Genomic DNA, 24,631 nt, shown 5'->3' with positions numbered 1-24,631 from the left:
TTGGCTGAGTGGCGCTATCACGGCGTGAGCGGTCGATAATCCGGGGTGAGCGGTGGAGCGTTTTTGCAGCCGGCCGGGCTATCCCCAACCGGACATGACACAGGTCAAATTTCGCTGGAAACGCAGGGCATTAAACGATTAGATTTTTGTCAATTCCAGCACGGATTCGTAGGGCGTATGATGGTGCGTATCGACCATTGGCACGCGCAGGCTGATGCGGGTGAATACATCGCGCTCCACATCGACATGCATGCCATAGGCATCGCCGAAATAACCCTTGGTGCGCCGGTGGACGATATTCATGCCAAGCCCGCCATCGCCGCCCGGCTTGCGCTTAAACAGGCCGGCATTGTCGGTAACGGAAACCAGCATGTCGTCGCCTTCGCGCCGCGCCGAAATGGTGATCCGTCCTTCGCCGATCAGCTGCGATGTGCCGTGCTTGATGGCGTTTTCGACAAGTGGCTGCAGCGAAAAGGCCTGCAGATGCACCTGGGCCAGCTCATCCGGCACATCGATCTCTATCTGCAGGCGCTCCTGAAAGCGCGCCTTTTCGATCTGCAGATAGGCGTTGACGTGTTCGATCTCGTCGGAAAGCGCCACCACGTCGCTGGTGCGCTTCAGGTTCTTGCGGAAGAACGTGGAGAGGTTCTGCACCAGTTTGCGCGCCTCGGCCGGATCGATGCGGATGATGGCTGACAGGGTGTTCAGCGTGTTGAACAGGAAATGCGGATTGACCTGCGCATGCAGGAGCTTGATTTCCGACTGCGACAGCATTTGTTTCTGGCGCTCATAGCGACCTGCGAGAATCTGCGCCGACAGCAGCCGCGCGACACCTTCGCCGAGCGCGCGATTGAAGGTGGAAAACAGTTTTGTCTTCGGCTCGTAGAGCTTGATCGTGCCGATCACGGTGTCGTCCTCTCCCTTCAGCGGAATGACCAGCGAGGCACCCAGCCGGCAGTTCGGATCGATCGAGCATTGATAGCTGACCTCATTGCCATCGGCATACATGACCTTGTTTTCGGCAATCGCCTCAAGCGTCTGAGCCGAGGTGATCTCGCGGCCGGGCAGGTGGTGATCGGCGCCGATGCCGATGAAGGCGAGGATCTTTTCGCGGTCGGTGATGGCGACGGCCCCGACATTCGCTTCCTCATACAGAATGCGGGCCACTTTGGTGCTGTTTTCGGCGTTGAAGCCGTTGCGCAAGACACCTTCGGCGCGTTCTGCGATCTTGAGCGCCTTGCCGGAAAAGATAGTCGAATGGGTTTCGAATAGTTTTCGCCGGTCGCCGAGGATGTTCATGAACATGGCCGCACCAACCGTGTTGGCGACGATCATCGGTAAGGCGATGGTCTCCACCAGATGCATGGAGTTCACGAATGGCTGGGCGACGACCAGAATGATCGACATCTGCACGATTTCGGCAAACAAGGTTACGCCCGCAATCAGCAACGGCTTGAACAACAGGTCTGTCCGGCGATGACGCAGCAGATAGCTATGCACCAAACCGCCAATCAGACCTTCAGCGGTGGTGGAAATGGCGCAGGCGAGAGCGGTATAACCGCCCAGCGAATACCGGTGCATGCCACCCGTCAGCCCCACCGCCAGCCCGACCAGCGGCCCGCCAAAAATGCCGCCGAGCACGGCGCCGATGGCACGTGTATTGGCGATCGCTTCATCGATGTGGAGGCCAAAATAGGTGCCCATGATGCAGAACATCGAGAAGATGACGTAACAGGCCACTTTGCGCCAAGGACGCACCGTCACCTGCATCAGCGGCAGGAAAAGCGGTGTCTTGCTGAACAGATAGGCGATCACGAGATAGACGCACATCTGCTGCAAAAGGCCGATGACGAGATTGGTCCAGCCGAAGCTCATGATCTGCCTTTACCCCATAGGGAAACGAGAAGGCCGAACGGCCATTCGATCAGCTCGCCCGCAGCGTCGATGACCCGCAACATCGCCACCGAGATGCCGACGGGTGCGCAGCAGCTTCCGCGGGCCTCAAGGCAGTCTTGCAGTTGCAAAGATCGGGCGGAGTTTTGCTTTCCGTTCGCGATGTCTGTTTGCTTCTTTGGTCGCACGCCTCTGTCTCGATTTGTTGCCACATGGACTGTCATGATATCGCCGTTCGGCTCCAGACATAGCGCATATCCGTCAAATCGCGCATGTGGCAATCCGTCTGCCGTTCCATCGATCGCAAGGAAGGGTGGAAGAGGCGCTTGACCCATCGATCCTGCTGTCATAGCCTCATCGCATTCACCAGGGGTGTCCCGTCAAGGGGCTGAGATTCTGCTATCGCGCGCAGTGACCCGTTGAACCTGATCCAGTTCATACTGGCGTAGGGACGGTGCAAAACGCTGCGAATGCAATGAATCCATCTCCCGGATTCCGTTGATCGGCGTTCTTCCATCTTTCCGGCTCTAGGACTGGGTCTCCAACCTTAACACTTGGAGCCTCACGATGAATATTGCCGCCAAACCGCAAAGCCCGACCGTCACTTCGGGTCCTTTTCAGGCCTCCACCAAAATCCATGTTGCGGGACAGGCCTATCCCGATCTGCGCGTGCCGATGCGCGACATTGCCCTGCATCCGACCGCCGGCGAACCGCCGGTGACCGTTTATGACAGTTCCGGCCCATACACCGATCCGAACCATGTCGTTGCCATCGACAACGGCCTGCCGCGCCTTCGCGAAAGCTGGATCGCGGCCCGTGGCGATGTCGTCCGGTATGATGGTCGCCACGTCAAACCGGAGGATAACGGTTTTGCCACCGGCGAACGGCTGACGCCGGAGTTTCCGGTTCGTAATGCGCCATTGAAGGCGAACGCGGGCCAGGCCGTCACCCAGCTTGCCTATGCCCGCGCTGGCATCATCACGCCGGAAATGGAATTTATCGCCATCCGCGAAAACATTGGCAGGCAGGCGGCGAAGGAGGCATTGCTGAGGGACGGCGAGAGTTTTGGCGCGCACACGCCGGATTATATCACGCCGGAATTCGTGCGCCGCGAAGTGGCCGAAGGCCGCGCCGTCATCCCGGCCAATATCAACCATCCCGAAATCGAACCGATGATCATCGGCCGCAATTTTCTGGTCAAGATCAACGCCAATATCGGAAATTCGGCCGTCACCTCTTCCATGGCGGAGGAGGTCGAAAAGATGGTCTGGGCGATCCGCTGGGGTGCCGACACGGTGATGGACCTGTCGACCGGCCGCAACATCCACAACATCCGCGACTGGATCATCCGCAATGCGCCGGTGCCGATCGGCACGGTGCCGCTTTACCAGGCGCTGGAAAAGGTCAACGGCATTGCCGAGGACCTTTCCTGGGAGGTCTATCGCGATACGCTGATCGAACAGGCCGAACAGGGCGTGGATTATTTCACCATCCATGCCGGCGTGCGGCTTTCCTATATCCACCTCACCGTCAACCGCGTGACCGGCATCGTTTCACGCGGCGGCTCGATCATGGCCAAGTGGTGTCTGCATCATCACCGCGAGAGCTTTCTCTACGAACACTTTGACGAGATCTGCGACATTGCGCGTGCCTATGACGTGACGTTTTCGCTGGGTGACGGCCTGCGCCCCGGCTCGATTGCCGATGCCAATGATGCCGCCCAGTTCGCAGAGCTGGAGACGCTCGGGGAGCTGACCAAGATCGCCTGGGAAAAGGATTGCCAGGTGATGATCGAGGGGCCGGGTCATGTGCCGATGCACAAGATCAAGGAGAACATGGACAAGCAGCTGAAAACCTGCGGCGAGGCGCCGTTCTATACGCTTGGTCCGCTCACCACCGATATCGCGCCGGGTTACGATCACATCACCTCCGCAATAGGTGCTGCGATGATCGGCTGGTTCGGCACCGCCATGCTGTGTTACGTCACGCCAAAAGAACATCTCGGCCTGCCCGACCGGGATGACGTGAAGACCGGCGTCATCACCTACAAGATCGCTGCCCATGCCGCCGATCTCGCCAAGGGGCATCCGGGCGCGCAGATGCGTGACGATGCCTTGTCTCGTGCGCGCTTCGAATTCCGTTGGGAGGACCAGTTCAACCTCTCGCTCGACCCCGACACGGCGCGTAGTTTCCACGACGAAACCCTGCCCAAGGATGCGCACAAGGTCGCGCATTTCTGCTCCATGTGCGGCCCAAAATTCTGCTCGATGCGGATCTCGCACGATATCCGCGCCGAGGCCCAGAAGGAGGGGCTGGAGGCGATGGCTGCAAAATACCGTGATGGTGGCGATCTCTACATGCCGGTGGCGAATGTGGCGGGAGAAGCCTGATGTCTCTCTTTCTCGTTAAAGGGGCCGGCGTTGCCGGCCTTGCCGTCGCCTATGAACTTCTCCGTCGCGGCGAAGATGTTGATATCGTCGATTATCAGGACACGGTGGGGCAGGGTGCTTCTTTTTTCGCCGGCGGCATGCTCGCTCCCTATTGCGAACGGGAGGCGGCGGAAGAGGTCGTGCTGACACTCGGGCTCGATGCCGCTGACTGGTGGGATCAGGTCGTGCCGGGTGCGGTTATTCGAAATGGCACGCTGGTGGTGACGCAGCCGCGCGACATCACCGATCTTACCCGTTTTGCCAGTCGTACGACGGGTCATGTCTGGCTTGATCGAAACGAGATTACCGATCTCGAACCCTCGCTTTCCGGTCGTTTCGAAAAGGCGCTTTTCTTTGAAAACGAGGCGCATCTCGATCCGCGCCGGGCTTTGACGGGGCTGGCCAAGACGATCCGCAACCTGGGTGGCCTCTTCCACTTGGGCTGGGGGCCGTCGCCGAAAAAGAACTATACCGCCGTGCTGGATTGCACCGGCCCGGCGGCGATCCCGCATATTCCCGGCCTGCGGGGCGTGCGTGGCGAAATGCTCTATCTGGAAACCGGCGAGGTTACGCTGTCGCGACCGGTGCGCATGCTGCATCCACGCCACCCGATCTATGTCGTGCCGCGTGACGATCACCGTTTCATGGTCGGCGCAACGATGATCGAGACGGAGGATGACGGCCCGATTTCGGCACGCTCGCTGATGGAACTCTTGAATGCTGCCTATGCGCTGCATCCGGCGTTTGGCGAGGCGCGGGTGGTGGAAACCGGTGTCGGCATCCGCCCGGCCTTTGCCGACAATTTTCCGCGCGTTGTGGAGACCGGTGATGGGCTGGCGATCGCCGGCATGTATCGCCACGGTTTTCTGCTCGCCCCCGCCATGGCGAAACAAGCCGCAATCCGCCTTTCCAACGGTGCCGCTCTCCGCGAGGAGATGATCGCATGAATTTTATCGTCAACGGAGAAGCGCAGGTTCTGGAGACCGTTACGCTCGCCGACCTGCTTGAAGCGCTGGAATACGAGGGCGAATGGCTGGCCACCGCCGTCAATGGAGACCTCGTTCATCGCGAGGATCGTGCCGATACGCACCTCGCAGACGGTGACCGGATCGAAATTCTTTCCCCCATGCAGGGAGGCTGAGCCATGTTGAAACTCTACGAAACCGAATTGTCCTCGCGCCTGCTGCTTGGCACGGCGCGTTATCCGTCACCCGCTGTTTTGTCCGAAGCGGTGAGAAGGTCCGGCGCGGGCATCGTCACCGTCTCGCTCCGTCGGGAAACCTCGGGCGGCAAGGCCGGTGGTGCGTTTTTTGAACTCATTCGAAATCTCGGCGTTCGCATTCTACCGAACACGGCCGGTTGCCACAGCGCATCGGAAGCCATCCTGACAGCCAAGATGGCGCGCGAAGTTTTCGGTACGAACTGGATCAAGCTCGAAGTCATTGGTCATCACGACAGCCTCCAGCCGGATGTTTTTGAACTGGTGGAAGCGGCGCGTATTCTCACCGACGAAGGCTTTTCCGTTTTCCCCTACACGACCGACGATCTGATCGTGGCCGAAAAACTGCTGGCTGCAGGTTGCCGGGTGCTGATGCCCTGGTGCGCGCCGATCGGTTCGGCGGCGGGCCCGCGTAACCCGTCAGCGCTGACCGCCATGCGGGCAGCCTTTCCCGACATTCCGCTGATCGTCGATGCTGGTCTTGGCCGCCCGTCGCATGCGGCCACGGTGATGGAACTGGGATACGACGCCGTTTTGCTCAACACGGCCGTCGCCAATGCGGGCGATCCGCCCGCCATGGCCGAGGCTTTCGCCAAGGCGACGGACGCGGGAAGGCTCGCCTATCTCGCCGGCATGCTGGAACCGCGCGACATGGCGGTGCCCTCGACGCCGGTCATCGGCAAGGCGGTGTTTTCATGAAGCTCGATCCTTTTTACCTCATCGTCGATAGTGCGGACTGGATCGAGCGGCTGGTGCCGCTGGGTGTCAAGCTGGTGCAGTTGCGCATCAAGGACATATCGGAAACCGAACTCAGGCAGCAAATCCGCAGGGCAAGGGCAGTGTGCCTTGCCTATGGCTGCCAGTTGATCGTCAACGATTACTGGCGGCTCGCGATCGACGAGGGATGTGATTTCATCCATCTCGGTCAGGAGGATCTTGTTGACGCCGATCTTGACGCAATTCGGCGCGCGGACCTGAAGCTCGGCGTCTCCACTCATGATGTTTCCGAACTGGAGACGGCGCTTGGCGCAAAGCCGGATTATGTGGCGCTCGGTCCCGTCTGGCCGACGATCCTCAAAAAGATGAAATGGCAGCCGCAAGGTATCGAGCGGGTGTCCGACTGGAAACGGCGCATCGGTGCTCTTCCACTTGTTGCGATTGGTGGTATCACCGCCGAACGCGCGCTGCTGGTTCTCGATGAAGGGGCGGCAAGCGCTGCAGTCGTTACCGACATTACTCTTAACGCCGATCCCGAGGCCCGAACCCGGCAATGGCTGGCCGCGACCGCGCCATGGCGAAACCGGCAAGAGGTGCCGGCATGACGGCGATCGCACTCACTATTGCCGGTTCGGATAGCGGCGGCGGTGCCGGCATCCAGGCGGATTTGAAGACGTTTTCAGCGCTTGGTGTCTATGGCGCAAGCGTGCTGACGGCGATCACGGCGCAGAGCACGCTGGGTGTCTCTGCCGTAGAGGATGTGTCCGCGTCGATGATTGATGCGCAGATGAAGGCGGTGCTGAGCGATCTTGATGTGAATGCCATCAAGATCGGCATGCTGTCACGAGAAGATACGATCCGAACCGTTGCCGATGGCCTGCAGCAATATGCGGGGCCGGTGGTGCTCGATCCGGTGATGGTGGCGACATCGGGAGACCGTTTGCTGCGCGATGATGCCGTGGCGGCGCTGAAATCACTGCTGATGCCGAGGGTGACGCTGATCACGCCAAACCTGTTCGAAGCGGCGATCCTGACCGGTTTGCCGGTGGCGGAAACGCATGCGGATGTCGTGTGGCAGGCGGAACAGTTGCGGATAGAAGGCGCGGCTGCCGTGCTGATCAAGGGCGGGCATGGTGGTGGCATCGATTGTGTCGATGTGTTGCTGACGGATCGGAACACGTTCCACGAGTTCCGATATCCGCGACTTCAAACGATCAACGATCACGGTACCGGCTGCACGCTTTCAGCCGCGATTGCCGCACAGCTGGCGCATGGCCATGACCTGCTGACGTCTGTCGCTATCGCAAAGGACTACCTGCATGAGGCACTGGCGGCAGGGCGGTTTTTGGCGGTCGGACATGGGCACGGTCCGGTCCATCATTTTTTCGCGCAGTGGCCGGCTCCGCGGGACCTTTCTCTGCAGACCGATCGCGTAAGCATGGGCTCGAAGGAACAGGCGGGAACAAAAGCCGGCTAAGCGCGGTTTCGTCGGGGTTCATGGAGATGTCCCGATATGCGTGTCGTAAGCCTAACCGCCGTCGCTCTGATCCTGTGCCTACCCGCTATCTCGCAGGCTGCAGAAGCCGATTACCTGAGGTCGATCGCCGGCAGCTGGAGTGGCAAGGGACTGGTGCTGACAAAGATCGGTGGGAGCAAGGTCAATGTTTCCTGCAGCCTGCAGGTGGGCTCCACGCCGGCCTCGCTCTCAATGAAAGGCCGTTGCCGCGGCCTGCTGGTTTCGCGCGGATTTTCCGCAGATGTCAAAACATCGGGCAGCCGTTATTCCGGCACCTATGTCGGACCAGCGGGACAGTCGTCCAGCCTGAGCGGCAGCCGGCATGGCGATACGGTCAATCTTGCCGTCACCTGGGCGCGGGTGGTGAATGGTGATCGGAGTGCCGGCATGACCATCGAAAAGCTGGGCACAAACGGCCTTCGCCTGCGCACCATCGACAAGGATGTGGCGACGGGTCGCTCCGTCGCCACCAGCAGTATCGAGTTCACACGGCGCTGAGTGCTTAAAGCGCCGGGCGCGACAGGCCCAGATGATCGCGCAGTGTCGAGCCGGTGTATTCGGTGCGGAACAGGCCGCGCTCCTGCAGGATCGGCACGACGAGCTGGGTAAAGTCCTCGAGACCTTCCGGGAAGAAAGGCGGCATGACATTGAAGCCGTCGGCGGCGCGACCGTCGAACCATTCCTGCATGCGGTCGGCGATTTCCACCGGTGTGCCGAGCACGATATGGTGGCCACGGCCGGCGGCGACGCGCAAGGCCAACTGGCGGATCGTCAGGTTTTCGCGGCGGGCGGCGGCCGTCAGCAGTTCGGCGCGGCTGCGCAGCTGGTCGGAAATCGGCAGGTCCGGCAGCGGGCCATCCGGATCGTAATCGGCAAGGCTGTGGCCCATGCGCTCTTCAAGAAGCGGCATGGCACTCTTCAGGTCGGTCCACTTGTCGAGTTCGGCCAGCTTTTCCGCAGCTTCCTTTTGCGTGCGGCCGATCACCGGCAGGAAGCCCGGCATGACGGCGACGCTGTCGGCGTGACGACCAAACTTTTCGACACGTGCCTTCAGGCTTTTGTAGAAGGCCTGTGCCTCGGGAAGGCTCTGTTGGGCGGTGAACACCACATCGGCAGTTCGGGCAGCGAGGTCCTGACCGGGGCCGGACGAACCGGCCTGGATGAGGATCGGATGGCCCTGCGGCGAACGCGGAATATTGAGTGGGCCTTTTACGGAATAATATTTGCCGTTGTGATCGAGCACATGAACCTTGGATGGGTCAGCATAGACGCCACTGTCCTTGTTCTTGATGAAGGCGTCGTCGTCCCAGCTATCCCAGAGGCCACGGACCACATCGACGAATTCTTCCGCCACGGCGTAACGTTCGTCATGTTCGGGATGCGATTTTGAAAAATTGTTGGCCGTGCGGGCGTAGGATGTGGTTACGATGTTCCAGGCGGCGCGGCCATGGCTCAGATGGTCGATCGAGGAGAAGGCGCGCGCCGTGTGATAGGGTTCGCCATAGGTGGTGGAAGCGGTGGCGGCGAGACCGATCTTGTCCGTCACCATGGCGAGCGCCGAGAGCAGCGTCAGCGGCTCGAAACGGGCGATCATCGACGGATGTGCATCAACCGCGCTGGTCAGGCCATCGGCCAGAAACACCATGTCGAATTTCGCCTGTTCGGCGATCTGCGAGACGCGGCGCAGAAGGTCGAAATTTTCGCTGCCGGCTTCCGCTTTCGGGTGACGCCAGCCGGACACGTGATGGCCGGCACCCTGCAGGAACAGGCCGAGATGGATTTGTCGCTTATCGCTCATGATAAAATCTTTCGTCAAATCGGGTTCTGGTTGAGCAGGGAGAGGAGCCGGGAAAGGTCGGCTTCGGTCTTCATGCTGCGGACAACGTCGGGGATATCGGCAAAGGCCGCATTGGCAGCGGTCGCGTCGCGGAATTTGTCGGTCGGATCGGTCACGCCCGGCAGGCCGTCGAAACGGCGGTTGATGGTGGTGCCGTCCTTGAGCGCGATATCCAGCACCACAAAGCGGGTTGTCGGGTCCGTCGACATGCGTGGTGCCGTCTCGTCATGGCGGCGGCCGGCGCGGGCGGCGAGCGCCATGATGCGGTCTTTGACCGGGCGTTCGTCAAAATGGTCGAGCCGGAGCGCGCCATCGATCAGGGCGGCGGAAAACACGTATTCCGGGCTGAAACGGGCCTCGATGCCGTTGGTCGGCTTGGTCACAACCAGTGCCGCGTCGGCACCGGGCGGATAGGTGAAGGTGATCGTTTCGATCTGCTCGGCGGTCAAACCTTCGCGGTGAAGGTCGATACCGAGAGAGGCGACCGGGTGACTGGCGGTGCAGCAGGGATAGGCTTTCAGCGTCAGGCCGGGCGATACGATCTGCCACGGTGCGCCCCAATCCTTGGCTGTCAGTTCCGGTTTACCTGCGTCGAAGGCATAAGCCGAATGAAAGCCGACCGGATTGTCGAGGAAATCCGGTGCGCCGCCAAAACCGGCCGCGGCCAGCCGTGCGGCCAGAAGGCCGGAGCGGGCGGCCATGCCGGCGTGATAGGGTTTCGTGTCGTAACCGAATTGCAGTCTGAGGCCCGATGCCTGCGTGGCGGCGATGCCGAGTGCGACGGCCGTTTCTTCCACCGATGCACCGGTGAGATGGCAGATCGCGGCGGCGACGCCGATCGGGCCAAGCGTTGCGGTGGCGTGAAAGCCGTTTTCGTAATGTTTGGATCCGAGCGAGAGGCCAAGCCGTGCCATCGCCTCAAGGCCGACGACGTGGGAGGCGACAAAGGCTTCGGCCGAAAATTCTCGTTCTGCGGCAAGAGCCAGCAGGGCTGGAATGATCACCGTCGTGGGATGGCCGCGCACGCTGGCGTGTACATCATCATAATCCAGCACATGGCCGGCATAGGCATTGATCACGGCTGCGACGAGTGCATCGGTTTTCCTGTCGCTGCCGACGAGAATGGCGTCGCCCGGCAGATCGGCGCCCACCGCCTTGGCGAGGACGCCGGTCGTGCGATCAGCCGCACCGGCAATCGTGCAGGCGAGAAAATCGATGATCGCGGTTCGTGCCGCTTCCATGGCCGCAGCGTCGCGGGTCGGATCGGAATTGACGATCGCGCTGGCGAAAGCGGTGGTGAGTGGTGCCTTGGCCATGGTCAGATACCCTCGCCGTCGCGCACCGCACCACGTCCGCCACCCGAAAGGCCGCCGACGAACTGGCGGATGCGCGGATTGTTGGTGGAGTGAAAGATCTGCTGCGGTGAGCCGTGGTCGACGATGCGGCCGTTTTCGGTGAAAACGACGGTGTCGCTGATCTCTTCGGCAAAGCGCATTTCGTGGGTGACGAGAATGCTGGTCATGCCGTCACGGATGAGGTCGCGGATGACCCAGAGAACCTCACCCACGGTTTCCGGGTCAAGCGCGGAGGTCACTTCGTCGAACAGGACGAGTTCCGGTTTCATGGCGAGCGCGCGGGCAATCGCCACGCGCTGCTGCTGGCCGCCAGAGAGCTGGCCGGGATAGGCGTCAGCCTTTTCCGACAGCCGCACCTTTTCGAGAAGCTCGCGGGCCAGTTTCACGGTCGCCGTCTTGTCGGCGCCGAGAATCTTTATCGGGGCCAGCACGATATTGTCGAGAACCGTCAGGTGTGGAAACAGATTGTATTGCTGGAAAACGATGCCGACGCGCTTGCGCAGCTGGATGCGTTCGCTTTCCTTGGTCAATTGGTCGACGCGGGTGCCGGCCACGGTGATCTTGCCGCTCTGCGGCGTCACCAGCGCGTTGATGCAGCGCAGGATGGTGGATTTGCCGGAGCCGGACGGACCGATGATCGAAACGGCGTCACCCTTGTTGATGGTGAGGTCGATACCTTTCAGCACTTGCGTCTGGCCGAAGGACAGATGCACGTCTTCCAGTTTCACGATCGCGGCGTCGGTAGATGCAGTCATGTCAAAAAATCCTTCAGCCCGCGTTGAAACGCTGTTCGAGGCGACGGGTCAGGCGGGCAATCGGGTAGCAGAGCGTGAAAAAGGCGGCCATCACCACGACATAGGCGATGATGGTGAAATCGAGCCGGCGCACGGCGGTGCTGGCATCGGTTGCCGCATGCATGAGTTCATGCACGCCCACCAGCGAGGCGAGCGACGTCCCCATGGCCATCGACGAGGCGACGTTCATCCATGGCGGCAGCGAGCGGCGCACGCATTGCGGCAGGATCACGTAACGCAGCGCCTGCAGGCGTGAAAACCCGAGGCCCTTTGTGGCTTCCCATTGCGTGGTGGGGATGGAGAGAACCGCGCCGCGGGTGATTTCGGCGATATAGGCGCTGGAGAGAATGGCAAGGCCGATCACCGCCTTCACCCAGTCCGGGAAAGGCAGGTAGTTGCCGAACAGCACGATCTCGAATGGAAAAATGTAAGTGGTGGCAAAGATCAGTACCAGCGCCGGTGCATTGCGAAAGATCTGCACATAGATCTGCGCCGGCAGGCGGACGAACCAGAACGGCGCCAGCTGCATCAGGCCGAGAAGCACGCCGGCCGTGGTGCCGAGTGTGACCGCGCAGAGGGTGATGAGGATGTTCATCGAAAAGCCGGAGGCGAGGTAGGGAATCCATTCCACCAGCTCCTTGCCGAGCGACAGATCGACCAGCGACCAGACGACTACCAGAAGCGGCATGGCCACGAACCCGACGTAACGCAGCACGCGGCTGCTCGTTTTTGTGGTCTTGGGTGTTTGTGTCACTGCCATGCTCATAGCCCATACCCCGGAATGGCGAGCCTGCGCTCCACCCATGAGCCGACGCGGGCGACGACAAAGTTGATCAGGCTGAAGAAGGCGAGAAGCACGATCATCATTTCAACGACATTGTCGCGCTGCGTCCACACCATGATCGAGGCATAGGTGATTTCACTGACCGCGATGGCATTGCCGACGGTAGTCGATTTGACGAGGCTGATCAGCCCGTTGACGATGGCCGGTAGTGATGACCGGAAGGCGAGCGGGATCTGCACGTAACGCAAAATCTCGAACTGGCTGAAACCCATGCCGCGCGCCGCCTCGATCATCGAGGAGGGGACTGCTTCGATGCCGCCGCGGATGGCTTCGGCATGCAGTGCGGCCACATGCAGGCCAACGACGGCAACGACCCAGAAAAACGGCGAGAGCGGATTGTTCTGCGCGCCGCCCACCATGTTGGAAACGACGGTGTTCAGCACCAGAAAGCTGAACATCAACTGCACGAGTGTGGGCGTGTTGCGGGTGAGTTCGACAAAACCGCGCACGGGCGCGGAAAGCCAAAGCCTGCCCGAGGTCAGGCAGGCTGCAAAGATCAGGCCGACAATCAGGCTAACGGGAATGGTAACGGCGACCAGATAGAGCGTGGTGATGAAACCGTCACGCCAGATCTGCGCCTCGTAACCCGTCGCCAGAAATTCGTAATTGAGACCCAGCCTGCCCATCAGATCGATGAACAGGCCGGTCAGGTTCATGTCCTGCATATGGCTTTACCGCTGCTTTCCGCTTACTTGGCGGAAAGCTTCTTGTTTTCTTCCTCGAGATATTTGGTGTTGAGCAGACGGTTTGCCTTGGCCAGCTCAAGCATCTTGCCGGAAGCGTGCAGCTTCTTGACGCTCTCGTCGATCGCCTTCTGGGTGTCCGCTTCGCCCTTGCGCAGCCAGATGACGCTGTCCGACGGGATCAGTTCGGTCGGGAACGGAATGGCGAAATCCTTCCACTCGTCGGCGCGGTCGACCAGCAGCAGGCCGACGGTTGCGCCGACATGGACAGCGGCGACGCAATTGCCGCCCTGCAGGGCAAGCAGCGATTCCGGCTGGCTCGGCAGGCCCTTGACGATGGCGCCATATTCTTCGGCGAGCGGCTGCGCATAGTTGGAGCCCTGCGAAATGCAGACCGGCTTGCCCTTGAGGTCAGCCCAATCCTTCAGGCCGCTATCCTTGCGCACCACGGCAGCACCACCAGCGCGGTCATAAGGGGTTGGGACGTAGTCCAGAACCTTGGCGCGCTCTTCCGTGTACTGCATGTTGGCAATGAGGATATCGACCTTGCCCTGCTGCAGGAACTGCACGCGGTTCGGCGGGGTCACCGTCACGCTCTCCAGTTCGACACCGAGATCGGCGGCCAGCGCCTTGGCGATGTCGACGTTATAACCCTTCTGCTCCTGCGTTTTCGGATCGATGAAGCCGAATGGCGCACCCGACAGGATCAGGCCGACGGTGAGTTTGCCGCGGCCTTTGATACGGTCCAGCGTGGCATCGGCAGACGCCTGTGTGGCGGCCAGCGTGGCGACCGAAAGGGCAAGTCCGAAAACGGTTTTGGTGATGGTCTTGGCAAACATCAGAAGGCTCCTTGTGTGGCCGTGACACTATGGGAGCGATGGGGGACTCACGAGCAAACCCATGCTTTCTTTCAGCCCTGTTTGAGAGCAGTGTTTTGTCAATTTGGGCGAAATTGGAAAAAATCAATTCCCTGTCGAGCATTTGGTGTGATGGTGTGCCGCGCCTGCAACCCTCGATATGGCACAAAAAACGCCCGGCTTTCGAGGGCCGGGCGCTGTCGTTTTTAAAGGGTTTCTGGCCTCAGTGCATCAGCAGGCGCGGCAGCCACATGGAGAACATCGGCACATAGGTTACCAATGCCATGGCGAGGAACAGCGCGCTGTAGAAGGGCAGGATCGATTTCATCACCTCGCCCACCGAGATTTCGCCGATGGCGCAGCCGATGAACTGCGTGGTGCCGACCGGCGGGGTGTTGAGGCCGAGCGCGCAGTTCAAGAGCATGACGATGCCGAACTGCACCGGGTCCATGCCGTATTGCATCGCGATCGGCAGGAAGATCGGCGTGCAGATCAGGATCGTGCTGGCCATATCCATGAACGTGCCGAGCAGGAACAGGATGATGTTGATCATCAGGAAGATGACGATCGGGTTGGTGGAAATATGCGCCATCAACTCGCCGGTCATGTCGGCGACGCCATAAAGACCCATGAGATACTGGAACATGGTCGACACGCCGATCAGGAGCAGCACGATGCCGGTCGTTTTCACCGTCTTGGCGGCCGCTTCCAGAAATGCCTTTAAGGTCATGGTGCGGTAGATGAAGAAGGTGAGCAGCAGCGTGTAGATGACGGCGATCGATGCCGATTCCGTCGCGGTGAAAATGCCGGAAATGATGCCGGCAAGAATGATCACGACGATCAGCATGCCGGGTGCCGCAGCGGCCAACGAGCGGGCCACGATGCGCCAGCCGGGGAACGTGCCGGCCGGATAACCGCGTTTGCGGGCGACATAATAGGCGGCGCCGAGATTGCAGACCATCAGGAGAAGAGCAGGCATGATGCCGGCGGCGATCAATGCTCCGATCGAAGCCTTGCCGCTGGCGGCCAGCGCATAGATGATCATGTTGTGGCTGGTCGGCATCAGTGCGCCGACAAGCGCCGCATGGGTGGTGACGTTGACCGCGTAGTCGGCGTCATACCCTTCCTTCTTCATCATCGGGATCATCACGGCGCCCATGGCCGAAACGTCGGCAACGGGTGAACCGGCGACGCCGCCGAACAGGGTGCAGGCGACGACGTTGGACATGCCGAGACCGCCGCGCACATGGCCGACCATGGCTTTCGCCGCGTTGACGATCTTGTCGGCGACACCGCCATGCAGCATCAACTCACCGGAAAAGATGAAGAAGGGGATGGCGAGGAACGAAAACACGTTCATGCCCGCCATCATCTGCTGGAAGCCGACCGCGACCGGCAGGCCTTCATAAAGAATGGTGCAGAGTGCCGAAAGGCCGATCGCGAATGCGACGGGAATGCCCATGACGAGAAAGGCGACAAAGGTGATGCAGAGAATTGTTAGTGCCATGACGGTACGACCTCCGCGCCACGGAAAATTGCAAAAATATGTTCGATGGAAAACATCACGATCAGCACGCCGGCAGCTGAGAGCGGGATGTAACGCACCGCTTCGGTGACATGCAGATTGGGCATCAGGTAGGGCGCCACCGACCAGCCCAGCCGCCAGCCGTTATAGGCCATGGCGGCGCCGAACACGCAGATGGTGCAATAGATGATAAGTTCCATGACGCGCTGCCAGCGATAGGGCAGCAGGACCGTCAGGGAATCGAGGGCGATATGCCCGGCGTCGCGCACGCCGACGGCCGCGCCGATCATTGTGACGTAGAGAATCAGCACGATGGCCATATTCTCCGTCCAGCTGGGACTGTCGTTCAGCACATAACGGCCGAACACCTGGTAGAAAACGATGGCCACAAGGGCCAGAAGGCCTGAAATGGCCAGTATCATGCCGGCCTTGGCAAGCGGCGCGTTAACACGCGTCAGCCATCCGGTCATGGGCGGCAGATGCACCGCGCCCGGTTCGATTTGAGCGTTCATGACATTCCTCGGAAGGGGAAGCAGCGCCCGGCTTTGGCGGGGCTGCTTCCGGTAGGAGCTATTTCGTTGCCTGGATCCGCTTGACGAGATCCTGCAGCTCGGGCGTCTTGGCGAACTGGTCGTAGACGGGCTTCATCGCGTCGATGAATTCCTGCTTGTCGGCAACGTCCTCGATGATGGCGCCGGCCTTTTCGACGACTTCTCTCGACTTGGTTTCGCGTTCATCCCACAGACGGCGTTGCTCGATGACCGAATCCTTGGCGGCCTTGCGGATGATCGCCTGATCTTCCGGTTTCAGCGTGTCCCAGATCGGTTTGGAGAACAGCAGCAGTTCTGGCACCATGGCATGTTCGGTGCGAGTGAAATATTTGGCCGCCTCGAAATGGTGCGAGGATTCGTAGGAGGGATAGTTGTTTTCCGCCGCATCGATGATGCCGGTTTTCAGGCCCGTATAAACTTCGCCCATTGGCATCGGCGTGGCGTTGGCATCCAGTGCCTGCACCATGGCGACGAACATGTCCGACTGCTGTACGCGGATCTTCATGTTCTTGAGGTCGGCCAGCGTCCTGATCGGCTTCTTGGTGTACATCGAGCGCGAGCCGCTGTCGTAGAAGGCAAGGCCGACCATGCCCTGTTTTTCCAGGGCCTTCAGCACTTCCTCGCCGATCGGACCATCGAGAACCTTGCGTTCATGCTCGGTGGAGCGGAAGATGAACGGCAGCGAGATGACGATGGTTTCCGGCACCATGTTGTTGACCACGGCGGCGCTGATGCGCAGCATGTCGAGGCCGCCGATGCGCAGCTGTTCGATCGTGCCGCGTTCGTCACCCAGCGCGCCGTTCGGGAACACTTTCACGCCCATCTTGCCGCCGGTGCGCTCCGACAGCAGCTTGCCCATGTACATGGCGCCTTGCACGGTCGGATAGTCGTTCGGGTGAATGTCAGCGGAGCGGAAATCGCGCGCCATGGCCGTCGAGCTCATCAGAATGCCGGCGGCACCGGCCGCGAGAAACAGCGAGCGAATGGTCTTCAAATTTACTTTCATTGTATTTCCTCCAGTACGATTTAAGTGCGACTTGAAATCTTCTGACCGGCCTTCCCGATTGCCGGATTACAGTCTCCCCATGTGAAGGCGCGCGACGCGCCAGTCAGCGCCGGCCGATCGAAAGAGCACCGGTCCGCGCCGGGGTGACGACATCGATTTTGATGGAAAAATTCATGTGGGCGTCGCTCCTCGTTCGACGTTCACATGGCTAGGACTGCGGTTTTTTATCGTCAATGTACAAGACGTCGCATCGGGACTGGCTAATATTGGAAAATATTTCCGCCATTTTTCGTTGTATGATGGCACCATCCATAAAAATCATGATGATGATTGTGATCGGTATGGTGCAGATGTTGTGATGATCATGCGTGATATCATCTCGAAATGAGTATGACGGTGAAATTGTCGCAGTTATATTGATGTAAATCTTGATTCTATATTTGATGAATGCCAAAACTGTTGTTGGGAAAGACATTCGCGCGTGAAGCCTGTTTTGCGCTTTAGCAAGACTTTTCGCGTGCTCGCGCCCGGACCTTGAACACACGTCATCGTGCTTCGTCTGCCCAGAATTCACGGCTGCCACGGCTTCTTTCGGCCCGGTTGCGCACTAGCTATAGAATGGCACCGGAACAGGTGCCGCGATAATGACCCAGACAGGAGGACATCGGTGTCGGATAACAAGGTGAAGACGAACGCATCCGAAGACGTATCGTTTACGGCGCCGCAGGACTGGCAGGTCCTTGCCGAAAAGGAACTGAAGGGATCTGCGGAAAAGCTCGTCTGGCACACTGCTGAAGGCATCGATATCAAGCCGCTTTATACGGCGGAAGATCTGCAAGGCGTCGACCATCTCGACACGCTGCCGGGGATCAAACCCTTCGTGCGTGGTCCACGCGCGACCATGTATGCGGGGCGTCCCTGGACGATCCGCCAGTATGCGGGGTTTTCGACTGCGCAGGAGAGCAACGCCTTTTATCGTCGCAACCTCGCGGCCGGACAGAAGGGCTTGTCCGTCGCCTTCGATCTCGCCACCCATCGCGGGTACGATAGCGATCACCCGCGCGTCGAAGGCGATGTCGGCAAGGCGGGTGTGGCGATCGATAGCGTCGAGGACATGAAAATCCTGTTCGACGGCATTCCGTTGAAGGACATGTCGGTGTCGATGACCATGAACGGCGCGGTCATTCCGATCCTTGCCTCCTTCATCGTCGCCGGCGAGGAACAGGGCTGTTCGCGGGCGGAGCTTTCCGGCACCATTCAGAACGACATTTTGAAGGAGTTCATGGTCCGCAACACCTATATCTATCCGCCGGAACCTTCGATGCGGATCGTTGCCGACATCATCGAATACACGGCAAAGGAAATGCCGCGTTTCAACTCCATCTCGATCTCCGGCTATCACATGCAGGAGGCCGGTGCGACGCTGGTGCAGGAACTGGCCTTCACGCTGGCCGACGGGCGTGAATATGTGCGTGCAGCACTTGCCAAAGGTCTGAATGTCGATGATTTCGCCGGCCGTCTGTCGTTCTTCTTCGCGATCGGCATGAATTTTTTCATGGAGGCGGCAAAGCTGCGCGCCGCCCGCCTTCTGTGGTCAAAAATCATGGAAGAGTTCGAGCCCAAAAAGCCCGGTTCGCTGATGTTGCGCACCCACTGCCAGACCTCCGGTGTTTCGCTGCAGGAACAGGACCCGTACAACAACGTCATCCGCACGGCTTATGAGGCGCTGTCGGCCGTGCTCGGCGGCACCCAGTCGCTGCACACCAATGCGCTGGATGAGGCGATGGCGCTGCCGACCGATTTTTCCGCCCGCATCGCCCGCAATACCCAGCTGATCCTGCAGCATGAGACGGGCGTTACCAAGGTGGTCGATCCTTTGGCCGGCTCCTATTATGTCGAGAGCCTGACCAGCGAGCTGGCCGAAAAGGCATGGGCGCTGATCGAGGACGTCGAAAGCCTTGGCGGCATGACCAAGGCGGTGGCCGATGGCCTGCCGAAACGGTTGATCGAGGAGGCGGCGACGCTGCGTCAGGCCAAGGTCGACCGCGGCGAAGAGGTCATCGTCGGCGTCAACAAATACCGTCTGGAAAACGAGGATGATATCGACATCCTCGCCATCGACAATACGACCGTGCGCAATGCCCAGATCAAACGGCTGGAAGAGGTGCGCCGCCAGCGTGATCCGAAGACGGTGGAACAGGCGCTTGCAGCCCTGTCCGAAGTCGCGCAATCCGGCAAGGGCAACCTTTTGGAAGCGGCGGTCGAGGCGGCACGGGCGCGCGCCACCGTCGGCGAAATTTCAGACGCGATGCGCCAGTCGTTTGGCGATCATGCGGCCGTGCCGGAGGTTGTCGGCGATATCTATGGTCCAGCCTATGCCGATGACCCGGAATACAAGATGATCGTCTCGCGTCTTGCCGATTACGGCAAAAGTGCCGGCAAGCCAAAAATCATGGTCGCCAAGCTTGGGCAGGATGGGCACGATCGTGGTGCCAAGGTGATTGCGTCGGCTTTTGGCGATATCGGTTTCGAGGTGCTTGCTGGTCCGTTGTTCCAGACGCCGGAAGAGGCGGCGGACATGGCGATTGCACAAAAGGTGCAGGTGGTCGGCATGTCGTCGCTGGCGGCGGGCCACAAGACGTTGGCGCCGCAGCTTGTCGAGGCGCTGAGAGCCAAGGGCGCTGAAAACGTCATCGTCGTGGTCGGTGGCGTCATTCCGCGACAGGATTACGATTATCTGATCGAAAACGGTGTCGCGGCCGTGTTCGGGCCGGGCACCAATGTGCTGGATGCGGCCCGCGCCATCATCGATCTGATGGAAGGCCGCTTGCGCAACCAGTAACTTTTGGCAGTGAGTTTTGGCCGGGCAGGCGCTACCGCCGCCCGGCCAACATTCCCGTCAGGTCAGCGAGAAATTGAAGGCAGGCGCGCCCGCCATGTCGATATCGAACTGGCCACCTTGCTTGAGCGGGATCGCGCCGCACAGCGTGCCGGTGGTGACCAACGTGCCTGCCTTGAGCAGGTCAGCCGGCCGCTCAGTCAGATTGGCGTAATCCAGCAGCCAGGTCAGCACATCGCCGGTCGCATGTTTTGCCGGGGCATCAAAGATACTGTCCGAACCCGAGCGGATCGAAAGCGCTGGCGTGCTGGAAGGTTCGAGAAATTCACGGCCGAGGTCCGGCCCGAGCACATAACCGTCATTGCCCAGGCGATCGACCATATAAAGCGGAAATGACACTTTTCCGGCCTCGAGCAGAACGGTCCAGACCATTTCCGCGCCGAGATGAACGGTGGCGATCGCGTCGAGGATGTCGCTTCGCTGGTAGGGTGTAGCTTTGACCGGCAGTTCCTTGCCGAGCCTGACCGCGATCTCGATTTCGAGCAGCATGTCCTTGCGCCACGACAGGGCCGCACCGGCGCTTTGTTCGATCAGCGGATGCAGGCGGGCCACGACCGGAACGCCGTCGGGTGAACGCGCCACCTTCCAGGCATTTTGCTTGTTGCCGTCCAGGGACACCCGTTCCTGCAGGTCCATCATCTGCGCCATAACGGGGAAACGAGCAAAGCTGCTTGTGGCAACTCGTTCACCGCTTTTCCGCAGTCGTTCCAGTTCGCGGATCACGCTATCGGCGTCCGCATCGGTCAGCTGTTCATTCGTCATCAAAGCACTCCCATAGCGGCGCCATGATTGCGGAGCCTGCCGCCAAGGTAAAGCCTTGCTTTGCCATCAACGGTACGCCGCTCAAGCCGTCAGGTGTTCAGATGTGATGGCACCGTCCCTGTCAGCGCGGTGATCCGGCGGCACGATTGCCTTGCGGCCGAGCATGAAGGTGGCAATCGCCAGGGCCGCGACGCTACCATGCACCCAATAGGCAAGGCTGTAGCCGCCAAGATCCGTCAGCCAACCTGCGGCGATATTGCTGGTTGATGCGCCGATCCCCTGAATGGTCATCACCGAAGCCAGCCCGACATTGAAACGGCCGGTGCCTGCCATGATCCGTTCGACCGCGAGCGGCGTGGCAATGCCGATCAGGCCGGCACCCACGCCATCGAGAATCTGAACCGGAAAGATCCAGTCAAAGCTGGTGAATGTTCCCGCAATCGCACCCCGTATCGGCAATGCGGTCAAGGCGACGATAAACACAAAGGATAGGCCGAACCGGCGGATGAGAAAGGGAGTGGCCAGCGCCACGGCGATCATCGACACCTGCGCCACGCCGGTGGTGATGGCCGTGGTGCGGAAAGGCGTACCGAGCTGCACGGAAAAATCCTGAGCGATCAGACGGCTGATCGGCGCATTGCCGAAATGAAAGATCATCAGGGTGATGGCGAGCATGATCAATCCGCGACTGGCGAAGACGACCGAAAAACCGGAAGGCCCGGGCGCGCCATCGTCCTGCTCAAGCCCGCGCGCCGCCTTGTGATCAATCGCACCGGGATCGATCATGAACACGGCGATCAGTGTCGCTACTGCGGTGATGATCATCAGGCCAATACTGCCGGCCATGCCGAACAGCACGGTTGCGGCATAGATGGCCGCCAGCGAGGCGACATTGCCCGCATGGTTCCAGAACTCGTTGGCGGATACCTGCCGTGTAAACCGTTTTTCGCCCACGAGCCCGAGCGTCAGCCCCATCAGGGCAGGGCCTATGATGGCGCCGACAATGGCGGTGGCCGATTGTCCGCCGAAGACGGAGAAATTGCCGGGTGCCATCAGGGTCCAAAGCGCTGCGGCCGTGACCAGCACGACCGGAATGCAGATCAGCATCCGTTTGTGGCGTGAACTGTCCACCCAGGCGCCGAACAGCGGCGTGGCGATCATGCCCAGCACGCCGCCGAGCGTGGCGACCATGCCGAGTGTCATCGGCGACCAGCCACGTGTGGCGAGAAAGCCGTCCAGAAACGGACCCAGTCCGTCACGGGCATCGGCGAGAAAGAAGTTTAGGAAAGCGAGGGCGATGATGGAGCGGCTGCCAAGGTTGGCGGTGGTGGTGGTCATGCCGAGAAATCCGGTGGCGAGGGTGCGCCTTAACGGCGCAAAACGCCTCCGGTTCCGGTGATATTCGGCGCTCTCCGCTTTTATCTGGCTTAAGCTATTCGGGGCGTCTAATTTGCGCTCCGATTCGCTGCCAGAGAAGGCGGCACAACCAAGCGCGCCGAAGGAGAATACGATGACGGACGCAAAGAGCGGCATTACGGGCCTGCGGCCGCATATCTCGGTCGTCGGCGTCGGCGGCGGCGGCGGCAATGCCATCAACAACATGATTTCGGAAAACCTCAGCGGCGTCGAGTTCATCGCCGCCAATACCGACGCTCAGGTTCTGGCAACCTCAAAGGCATCGCGCCGCATCCAGCTCGGTGCCCAGATTACCGAAGGTCTCGGTGCAGGCTCGCTGCCGGATGTCGGTCGTGCTGCAGCGGAAGAATCGATCGATGAGATCATGGATCATCTGGCAGGCTCGCATATGTGCTTCGTCACCGCCGGCATGGGCGGCGGCACCGGCACGGGCGCGGCTCCGGTGATCGCCCATGCGGCGCGCTCCGCCGGCATTCTGACCGTCGGCGTTGTCACCAAGCCGTTCACCTTCGAAGGTAACCGTCGCATGAAGACGGCCGATGCTGGTATCGAGGCGCTGCGTCAGGCCGCCGATACGGTCATCGTGATTCCGAACCAGAACCTGTTCCGCATCGCCAATGCCAATACCAGCTTTGCCGATGCCTTCATGACCGCCGACCGCGTTCTTTTCTCCGGTGTCGGCTGCATCACCGACCTGATCGTCAAGGAAGGCCTGATCAACCTCGATTTTGCCGATGTGAAATCGGTAATGAAGGGCATGGGCCGCGCCATGATGGGCACTGGCGAGGCATCTGGCGAAGGCCGTGCGCTGGCTGCCGCGGAAGCTGCGATCGCCAACCCGCTGCTCGACGATATTTCCATGAAGGGTGCACGCGGCGTTCTGATTTCGATTTCCGGCGGCTCCGACATGACGCTGTTCGAAGTCGACGAGGCGGCAAGCCGCATCCGCGACGAAGTGCAGGCCGAAGCCGATATCGTCGTTGGCGCGATATTCGATCGCAATCTCGATGGCCGTTTCCGTGTGTCGGTCGTTGCGACAGGGCTGGAAGGCGGCTTGCGATAACGCGGTTCCTGAACTTCTCAAATGACGGCGGCGCGAAAAATCGTGCCGCCGTTTTTTTGTCACATCTGGCCCGCGCAAACGCCTTTTTGTGTGGCTATTGAAGAGGTTTTTAATTGGCGCCGTTTACTGCGAAATAGGCATAAAATTCTCAAGCGTGACAAAAAATCATCAAATCGCTTGAGGTAAATTAAAATTGCAGGTATCCGTTTTCACGCAAATCGTTTTTCTGAAATTTTTGATGATGGCATGCCTATGATAAATTTCCGCGGTTCTTATTGGGCGCCGGCGTTGATCCTGTCTGCAGCATGTCTGTCAGGTTGTAACACGACCAAGGTCGAAGCCCCTGCTGTGGAGACCAAAAAAGCCGCGCCGACCCCGGCAAAGCAGGTCTATCACTACACCTCAAAAGACCGCGAATGCCTCAAGCGCGCTATGTATTTCGAATCGAAACGCACCAGCCGCAAGGGTTTCATGGCTGTCGGCACGGTCGTCATGAACCGCATGACCTCTGGAGCTTATCCCGATACGATTTGTGGCGTGGTTGCCCAGAGAAATCAGTTCGCACCGGGCGTGATGACGCGGACCATGGACGAAGCGACCGCACCGGATCTGGAAGGCGCCAGCGAGGCCATTCTGGCCGGCGAACGCCACCCGGACGTGAAGGATGCGATGTTCTTCCACACCAACGGTCTCAAGTTCCCTTACAAAAATATGAGCTATGTCACGGTTGCCGGTGGCAATGCCTTTTATGAGAAGCGCGGCCGTGACGGTGAATTGCAAACACCCGAACCTTTGCCAACCGGGAGCTACATGCTGGCGATGGCTGGCCAGAGCCTGGCCGCTCCTCAAATGGCATTGACCGAGCTTGCAAATGCTCCGGTGATGCAGAAGGCGCCGGTTCAAACCTCTGTTGAGGCGGCACCGAACGAAATTGCCGTACCGCAGGCTGCCGCACTTCAGGGCGATGTTTCCGCCTCGCCGGTGGCGCAAGATGCCGTGCCTGTTCCACGACCAGCCATGGCGACATCCGAACCGCTTCCGATGATCATTCCCGTGCCGGCGCCCAAGCCGCTTGCCGACAGCCAGCAAGCGGCATTGGCGCAACGGATGATGATATATCGCTGATCCGGTCAATCTCGACGCCGATAGCATGGATCGCGTTCTGCGGCCTGTCGTAGAACGACTTGTCTGTCCATTCGTCTGAGTTTTACCGACATGATCGCGTGCCGTCAGGTCAGGATCCGTCGGGGCATTCAGTCAGGTT

24 protein-coding genes and 1 riboswitch are annotated in these 24,631 nt (G+C 60.0%); of the genes, 11 read left to right on the top strand and 13 right to left on the bottom strand.

Annotated elements, in window-relative coordinates; all coding sequences use genetic code 11:
• Nucleotides 1-138 precede the first annotated feature (138 nt).
• Nucleotides 139-1,875 (bottom strand): sensor histidine kinase, encoded by a 1,737-nt coding sequence (locus GAO09_RS21790; protein ID WP_153357470.1) that lies wholly within the window; start codon nt 1,873-1,875, stop codon nt 139-141.
• The gene (locus tag GAO09_RS21785; RefSeq protein WP_153357467.1) at nt 1,872-2,243 is read right to left on the bottom strand and encodes a hypothetical protein; all 372 of its coding nucleotides are present in this window, start codon (nt 2,241-2,243) and stop codon (nt 1,872-1,874) included. The genes GAO09_RS21790 and GAO09_RS21785 overlap by 4 nt, the downstream gene beginning before the upstream one ends.
• Before the next feature lie 8 nt (nt 2,244-2,251).
• Nucleotides 2,252-2,363, top strand: a riboswitch (TPP riboswitch).
• Nucleotides 2,364-2,460: 97 nt separating this feature from the next.
• Here GAO09_RS21785 and thiC point away from each other — a divergent pair.
• From thiC to GAO09_RS21750, 7 genes are read left to right on the top strand one after another with little or no spacing between them, the layout of a single operon-like run.
• Nucleotides 2,461-4,284, top strand: a complete 1,824-nt coding sequence (gene thiC, locus GAO09_RS21780; protein WP_153357465.1) for a phosphomethylpyrimidine synthase ThiC — start codon at nt 2,461-2,463, stop codon at nt 4,282-4,284.
• Complete coding sequence (gene thiO, locus GAO09_RS21775; protein WP_153357462.1) at nt 4,284-5,270, top strand: glycine oxidase ThiO; 987 nt, start codon at nt 4,284-4,286, stop codon at nt 5,268-5,270. The genes thiC and thiO overlap by 1 nt, the downstream gene beginning before the upstream one ends.
• On the top strand, nt 5,267-5,464 hold the full coding sequence (gene thiS / locus GAO09_RS21770) for a sulfur carrier protein ThiS (protein ID WP_153357459.1): 198 nt from the start codon (nt 5,267-5,269) through the stop codon (nt 5,462-5,464). The genes thiO and thiS overlap by 4 nt, the downstream gene beginning before the upstream one ends.
• 3 nt (nt 5,465-5,467) lie before the next feature.
• Nucleotides 5,468-6,241 carry a thiazole synthase gene (locus GAO09_RS21765; protein ID WP_153357456.1) on the top strand — a complete coding sequence of 258 codons (774 nt, stop codon included), beginning with the start codon at nt 5,468-5,470 and terminating at the stop codon, nt 6,239-6,241.
• Nucleotides 6,238-6,864, top strand: coding sequence for a thiamine phosphate synthase (locus tag GAO09_RS21760; protein ID WP_153357453.1), 627 nt, complete (start codon nt 6,238-6,240; stop codon nt 6,862-6,864). The genes GAO09_RS21765 and GAO09_RS21760 overlap by 4 nt, the downstream gene beginning before the upstream one ends.
• Complete coding sequence (gene thiD / locus GAO09_RS21755) at nt 6,861-7,736, top strand: bifunctional hydroxymethylpyrimidine kinase/phosphomethylpyrimidine kinase (protein ID WP_153357450.1); 876 nt, start codon at nt 6,861-6,863, stop codon at nt 7,734-7,736. The genes GAO09_RS21760 and thiD overlap by 4 nt, the downstream gene beginning before the upstream one ends.
• A gap of 36 nt (nt 7,737-7,772) precedes the next feature.
• Nucleotides 7,773-8,273, top strand: coding sequence for a hypothetical protein (locus tag GAO09_RS21750; protein WP_153357448.1), 501 nt, complete (start codon nt 7,773-7,775; stop codon nt 8,271-8,273).
• A 4-nt stretch (nt 8,274-8,277) separates the two neighbouring features.
• Here GAO09_RS21750 and GAO09_RS21745 read toward each other — a convergent pair whose 3' ends face one another.
• The 9 genes from GAO09_RS21745 to GAO09_RS21705 all read right to left on the bottom strand — a co-directional run bounded on the left by GAO09_RS21745 (nt 8,278) and on the right by GAO09_RS21705 (nt 17,215).
• A complete protein-coding gene (locus tag GAO09_RS21745) occupies nt 8,278-9,573 on the bottom strand; it encodes an LLM class flavin-dependent oxidoreductase (RefSeq protein WP_153357444.1) in 1,296 nt (431 codons plus the stop codon).
• Between the two features lie 14 nt (nt 9,574-9,587).
• Nucleotides 9,588-10,928 (bottom strand): MmgE/PrpD family protein, encoded by a 1,341-nt coding sequence (locus GAO09_RS21740; protein WP_209018786.1) that lies wholly within the window; start codon nt 10,926-10,928, stop codon nt 9,588-9,590.
• 2 nt (nt 10,929-10,930) lie between these two features.
• Nucleotides 10,931-11,722: an amino acid ABC transporter ATP-binding protein gene (locus GAO09_RS21735; RefSeq protein ID WP_153357439.1), complete on the bottom strand. Its 792-nt coding sequence runs from the start codon at nt 11,720-11,722 to the stop codon at nt 10,931-10,933.
• Between the two features lie 13 nt (nt 11,723-11,735).
• On the bottom strand, nt 11,736-12,527 hold the full coding sequence (locus GAO09_RS21730; protein ID WP_410767739.1) for an amino acid ABC transporter permease: 792 nt from the start codon (nt 12,525-12,527) through the stop codon (nt 11,736-11,738).
• Entirely contained in the window at nt 12,524-13,270 is a 747-nt protein-coding gene (locus GAO09_RS21725) for an amino acid ABC transporter permease (RefSeq protein WP_153357433.1), read from the bottom strand. Before GAO09_RS21725 ends, GAO09_RS21730 begins: the two co-directional genes overlap by 4 nt.
• 23 nt (nt 13,271-13,293) lie before the next feature.
• Complete coding sequence (locus GAO09_RS21720) at nt 13,294-14,127, bottom strand: transporter substrate-binding domain-containing protein (protein WP_153357430.1); 834 nt, start codon at nt 14,125-14,127, stop codon at nt 13,294-13,296.
• Between the two features lie 241 nt (nt 14,128-14,368).
• The gene (locus tag GAO09_RS21715; protein WP_153357427.1) at nt 14,369-15,652 is read right to left on the bottom strand and encodes a TRAP transporter large permease; all 1,284 of its coding nucleotides are present in this window, start codon (nt 15,650-15,652) and stop codon (nt 14,369-14,371) included.
• Nucleotides 15,643-16,182 (bottom strand): TRAP transporter small permease, encoded by a 540-nt coding sequence (locus GAO09_RS21710; protein WP_153357424.1) that lies wholly within the window; start codon nt 16,180-16,182, stop codon nt 15,643-15,645. Before GAO09_RS21710 ends, GAO09_RS21715 begins: the two co-directional genes overlap by 10 nt.
• Before the next feature lie 58 nt (nt 16,183-16,240).
• A complete protein-coding gene (locus GAO09_RS21705) occupies nt 16,241-17,215 on the bottom strand; it encodes a TRAP transporter substrate-binding protein (RefSeq protein WP_410767899.1) in 975 nt (324 codons plus the stop codon).
• A gap of 187 nt (nt 17,216-17,402) precedes the next feature.
• Between GAO09_RS21705 and GAO09_RS21700 the strand changes: the two genes are divergently transcribed.
• The gene (locus GAO09_RS21700) at nt 17,403-17,615 is read left to right on the top strand and encodes a hypothetical protein (protein WP_153357419.1); all 213 of its coding nucleotides are present in this window, start codon (nt 17,403-17,405) and stop codon (nt 17,613-17,615) included.
• Between the two features lie 294 nt (nt 17,616-17,909).
• Nucleotides 17,910-20,069, top strand: coding sequence for a methylmalonyl-CoA mutase (gene scpA / locus GAO09_RS21695; RefSeq protein WP_324184928.1), 2,160 nt, complete (start codon nt 17,910-17,912; stop codon nt 20,067-20,069).
• Between the two features lie 57 nt (nt 20,070-20,126).
• Here scpA and GAO09_RS21690 read toward each other — a convergent pair whose 3' ends face one another.
• Entirely contained in the window at nt 20,127-20,888 is a 762-nt protein-coding gene (locus GAO09_RS21690; protein ID WP_153357416.1) for a 2-keto-4-pentenoate hydratase, read from the bottom strand.
• Between the two features lie 81 nt (nt 20,889-20,969).
• Nucleotides 20,970-22,226, bottom strand: a complete 1,257-nt coding sequence (locus GAO09_RS21685; protein WP_153357413.1) for an MFS transporter — start codon at nt 22,224-22,226, stop codon at nt 20,970-20,972.
• Between the two features lie 172 nt (nt 22,227-22,398).
• Between GAO09_RS21685 and ftsZ the strand changes: the two genes are divergently transcribed.
• Nucleotides 22,399-23,367, top strand: coding sequence for a cell division protein FtsZ (gene ftsZ, locus GAO09_RS21680; RefSeq protein WP_153357410.1), 969 nt, complete (start codon nt 22,399-22,401; stop codon nt 23,365-23,367).
• 348 nt (nt 23,368-23,715) lie between these two features.
• On the top strand, nt 23,716-24,492 hold the full coding sequence (locus GAO09_RS21675; RefSeq protein WP_324184868.1) for a cell wall hydrolase: 777 nt from the start codon (nt 23,716-23,718) through the stop codon (nt 24,490-24,492).
• Nucleotides 24,493-24,631 lie beyond the last annotated feature (139 nt).

Origin of the sequence: Endobacterium cereale (genome assembly GCF_009617585.1) — a bacterium.
GTDB classification, from domain to species: Bacteria; Pseudomonadota; Alphaproteobacteria; order Rhizobiales; family Rhizobiaceae; genus Neorhizobium; species Neorhizobium cereale.
This window is presented reverse-complemented; position numbering and strand designations above follow the sequence as displayed.

What these genes read in the sequence shown, in the direction of transcription:
- GAO09_RS21790 (WP_153357470.1), bottom strand. Translation starts at nt 1,875, where the DNA reads ATGAGCTTCGGCTGGACCAATCTCGTCATCGGCCTTTTGCAGCAGATG.
- GAO09_RS21785 (WP_153357467.1), bottom strand. Translation starts at nt 2,243, where the DNA reads ATGACAGCAGGATCGATGGGTCAAGCGCCTCTTCCACCCTTCCTTGCG.
- thiC (WP_153357465.1), top strand. Translation starts at nt 2,461, where the DNA reads ATGAATATTGCCGCCAAACCGCAAAGCCCGACCGTCACTTCGGGTCCT.
- thiO (WP_153357462.1), top strand. Translation starts at nt 4,284, where the DNA reads ATGTCTCTCTTTCTCGTTAAAGGGGCCGGCGTTGCCGGCCTTGCCGTC.
- thiS (WP_153357459.1), top strand. Translation starts at nt 5,267, where the DNA reads ATGAATTTTATCGTCAACGGAGAAGCGCAGGTTCTGGAGACCGTTACG.
- GAO09_RS21765 (WP_153357456.1), top strand. Translation starts at nt 5,468, where the DNA reads ATGTTGAAACTCTACGAAACCGAATTGTCCTCGCGCCTGCTGCTTGGC.
- GAO09_RS21760 (WP_153357453.1), top strand. Translation starts at nt 6,238, where the DNA reads ATGAAGCTCGATCCTTTTTACCTCATCGTCGATAGTGCGGACTGGATC.
- thiD (WP_153357450.1), top strand. Translation starts at nt 6,861, where the DNA reads ATGACGGCGATCGCACTCACTATTGCCGGTTCGGATAGCGGCGGCGGT.
- GAO09_RS21750 (WP_153357448.1), top strand. Translation starts at nt 7,773, where the DNA reads ATGCGTGTCGTAAGCCTAACCGCCGTCGCTCTGATCCTGTGCCTACCC.
- GAO09_RS21745 (WP_153357444.1), bottom strand. Translation starts at nt 9,573, where the DNA reads ATGAGCGATAAGCGACAAATCCATCTCGGCCTGTTCCTGCAGGGTGCC.
- GAO09_RS21740 (WP_209018786.1), bottom strand. Translation starts at nt 10,928, where the DNA reads ATGGCCAAGGCACCACTCACCACCGCTTTCGCCAGCGCGATCGTCAAT.
- GAO09_RS21735 (WP_153357439.1), bottom strand. Translation starts at nt 11,722, where the DNA reads ATGACTGCATCTACCGACGCCGCGATCGTGAAACTGGAAGACGTGCAT.
- GAO09_RS21730 (WP_410767739.1), bottom strand. Translation starts at nt 12,527, where the DNA reads ATGAGCATGGCAGTGACACAAACACCCAAGACCACAAAAACGAGCAGC.
- GAO09_RS21725 (WP_153357433.1), bottom strand. Translation starts at nt 13,270, where the DNA reads ATGCAGGACATGAACCTGACCGGCCTGTTCATCGATCTGATGGGCAGG.
- GAO09_RS21720 (WP_153357430.1), bottom strand. Translation starts at nt 14,127, where the DNA reads ATGTTTGCCAAGACCATCACCAAAACCGTTTTCGGACTTGCCCTTTCG.
- GAO09_RS21715 (WP_153357427.1), bottom strand. Translation starts at nt 15,652, where the DNA reads ATGGCACTAACAATTCTCTGCATCACCTTTGTCGCCTTTCTCGTCATG.
- GAO09_RS21710 (WP_153357424.1), bottom strand. Translation starts at nt 16,182, where the DNA reads ATGAACGCTCAAATCGAACCGGGCGCGGTGCATCTGCCGCCCATGACC.
- GAO09_RS21690 (WP_153357416.1), bottom strand. Translation starts at nt 20,888, where the DNA reads ATGACGAATGAACAGCTGACCGATGCGGACGCCGATAGCGTGATCCGC.
- GAO09_RS21685 (WP_153357413.1), bottom strand. Translation starts at nt 22,226, where the DNA reads ATGACCACCACCACCGCCAACCTTGGCAGCCGCTCCATCATCGCCCTC.
- ftsZ (WP_153357410.1), top strand. Translation starts at nt 22,399, where the DNA reads ATGACGGACGCAAAGAGCGGCATTACGGGCCTGCGGCCGCATATCTCG.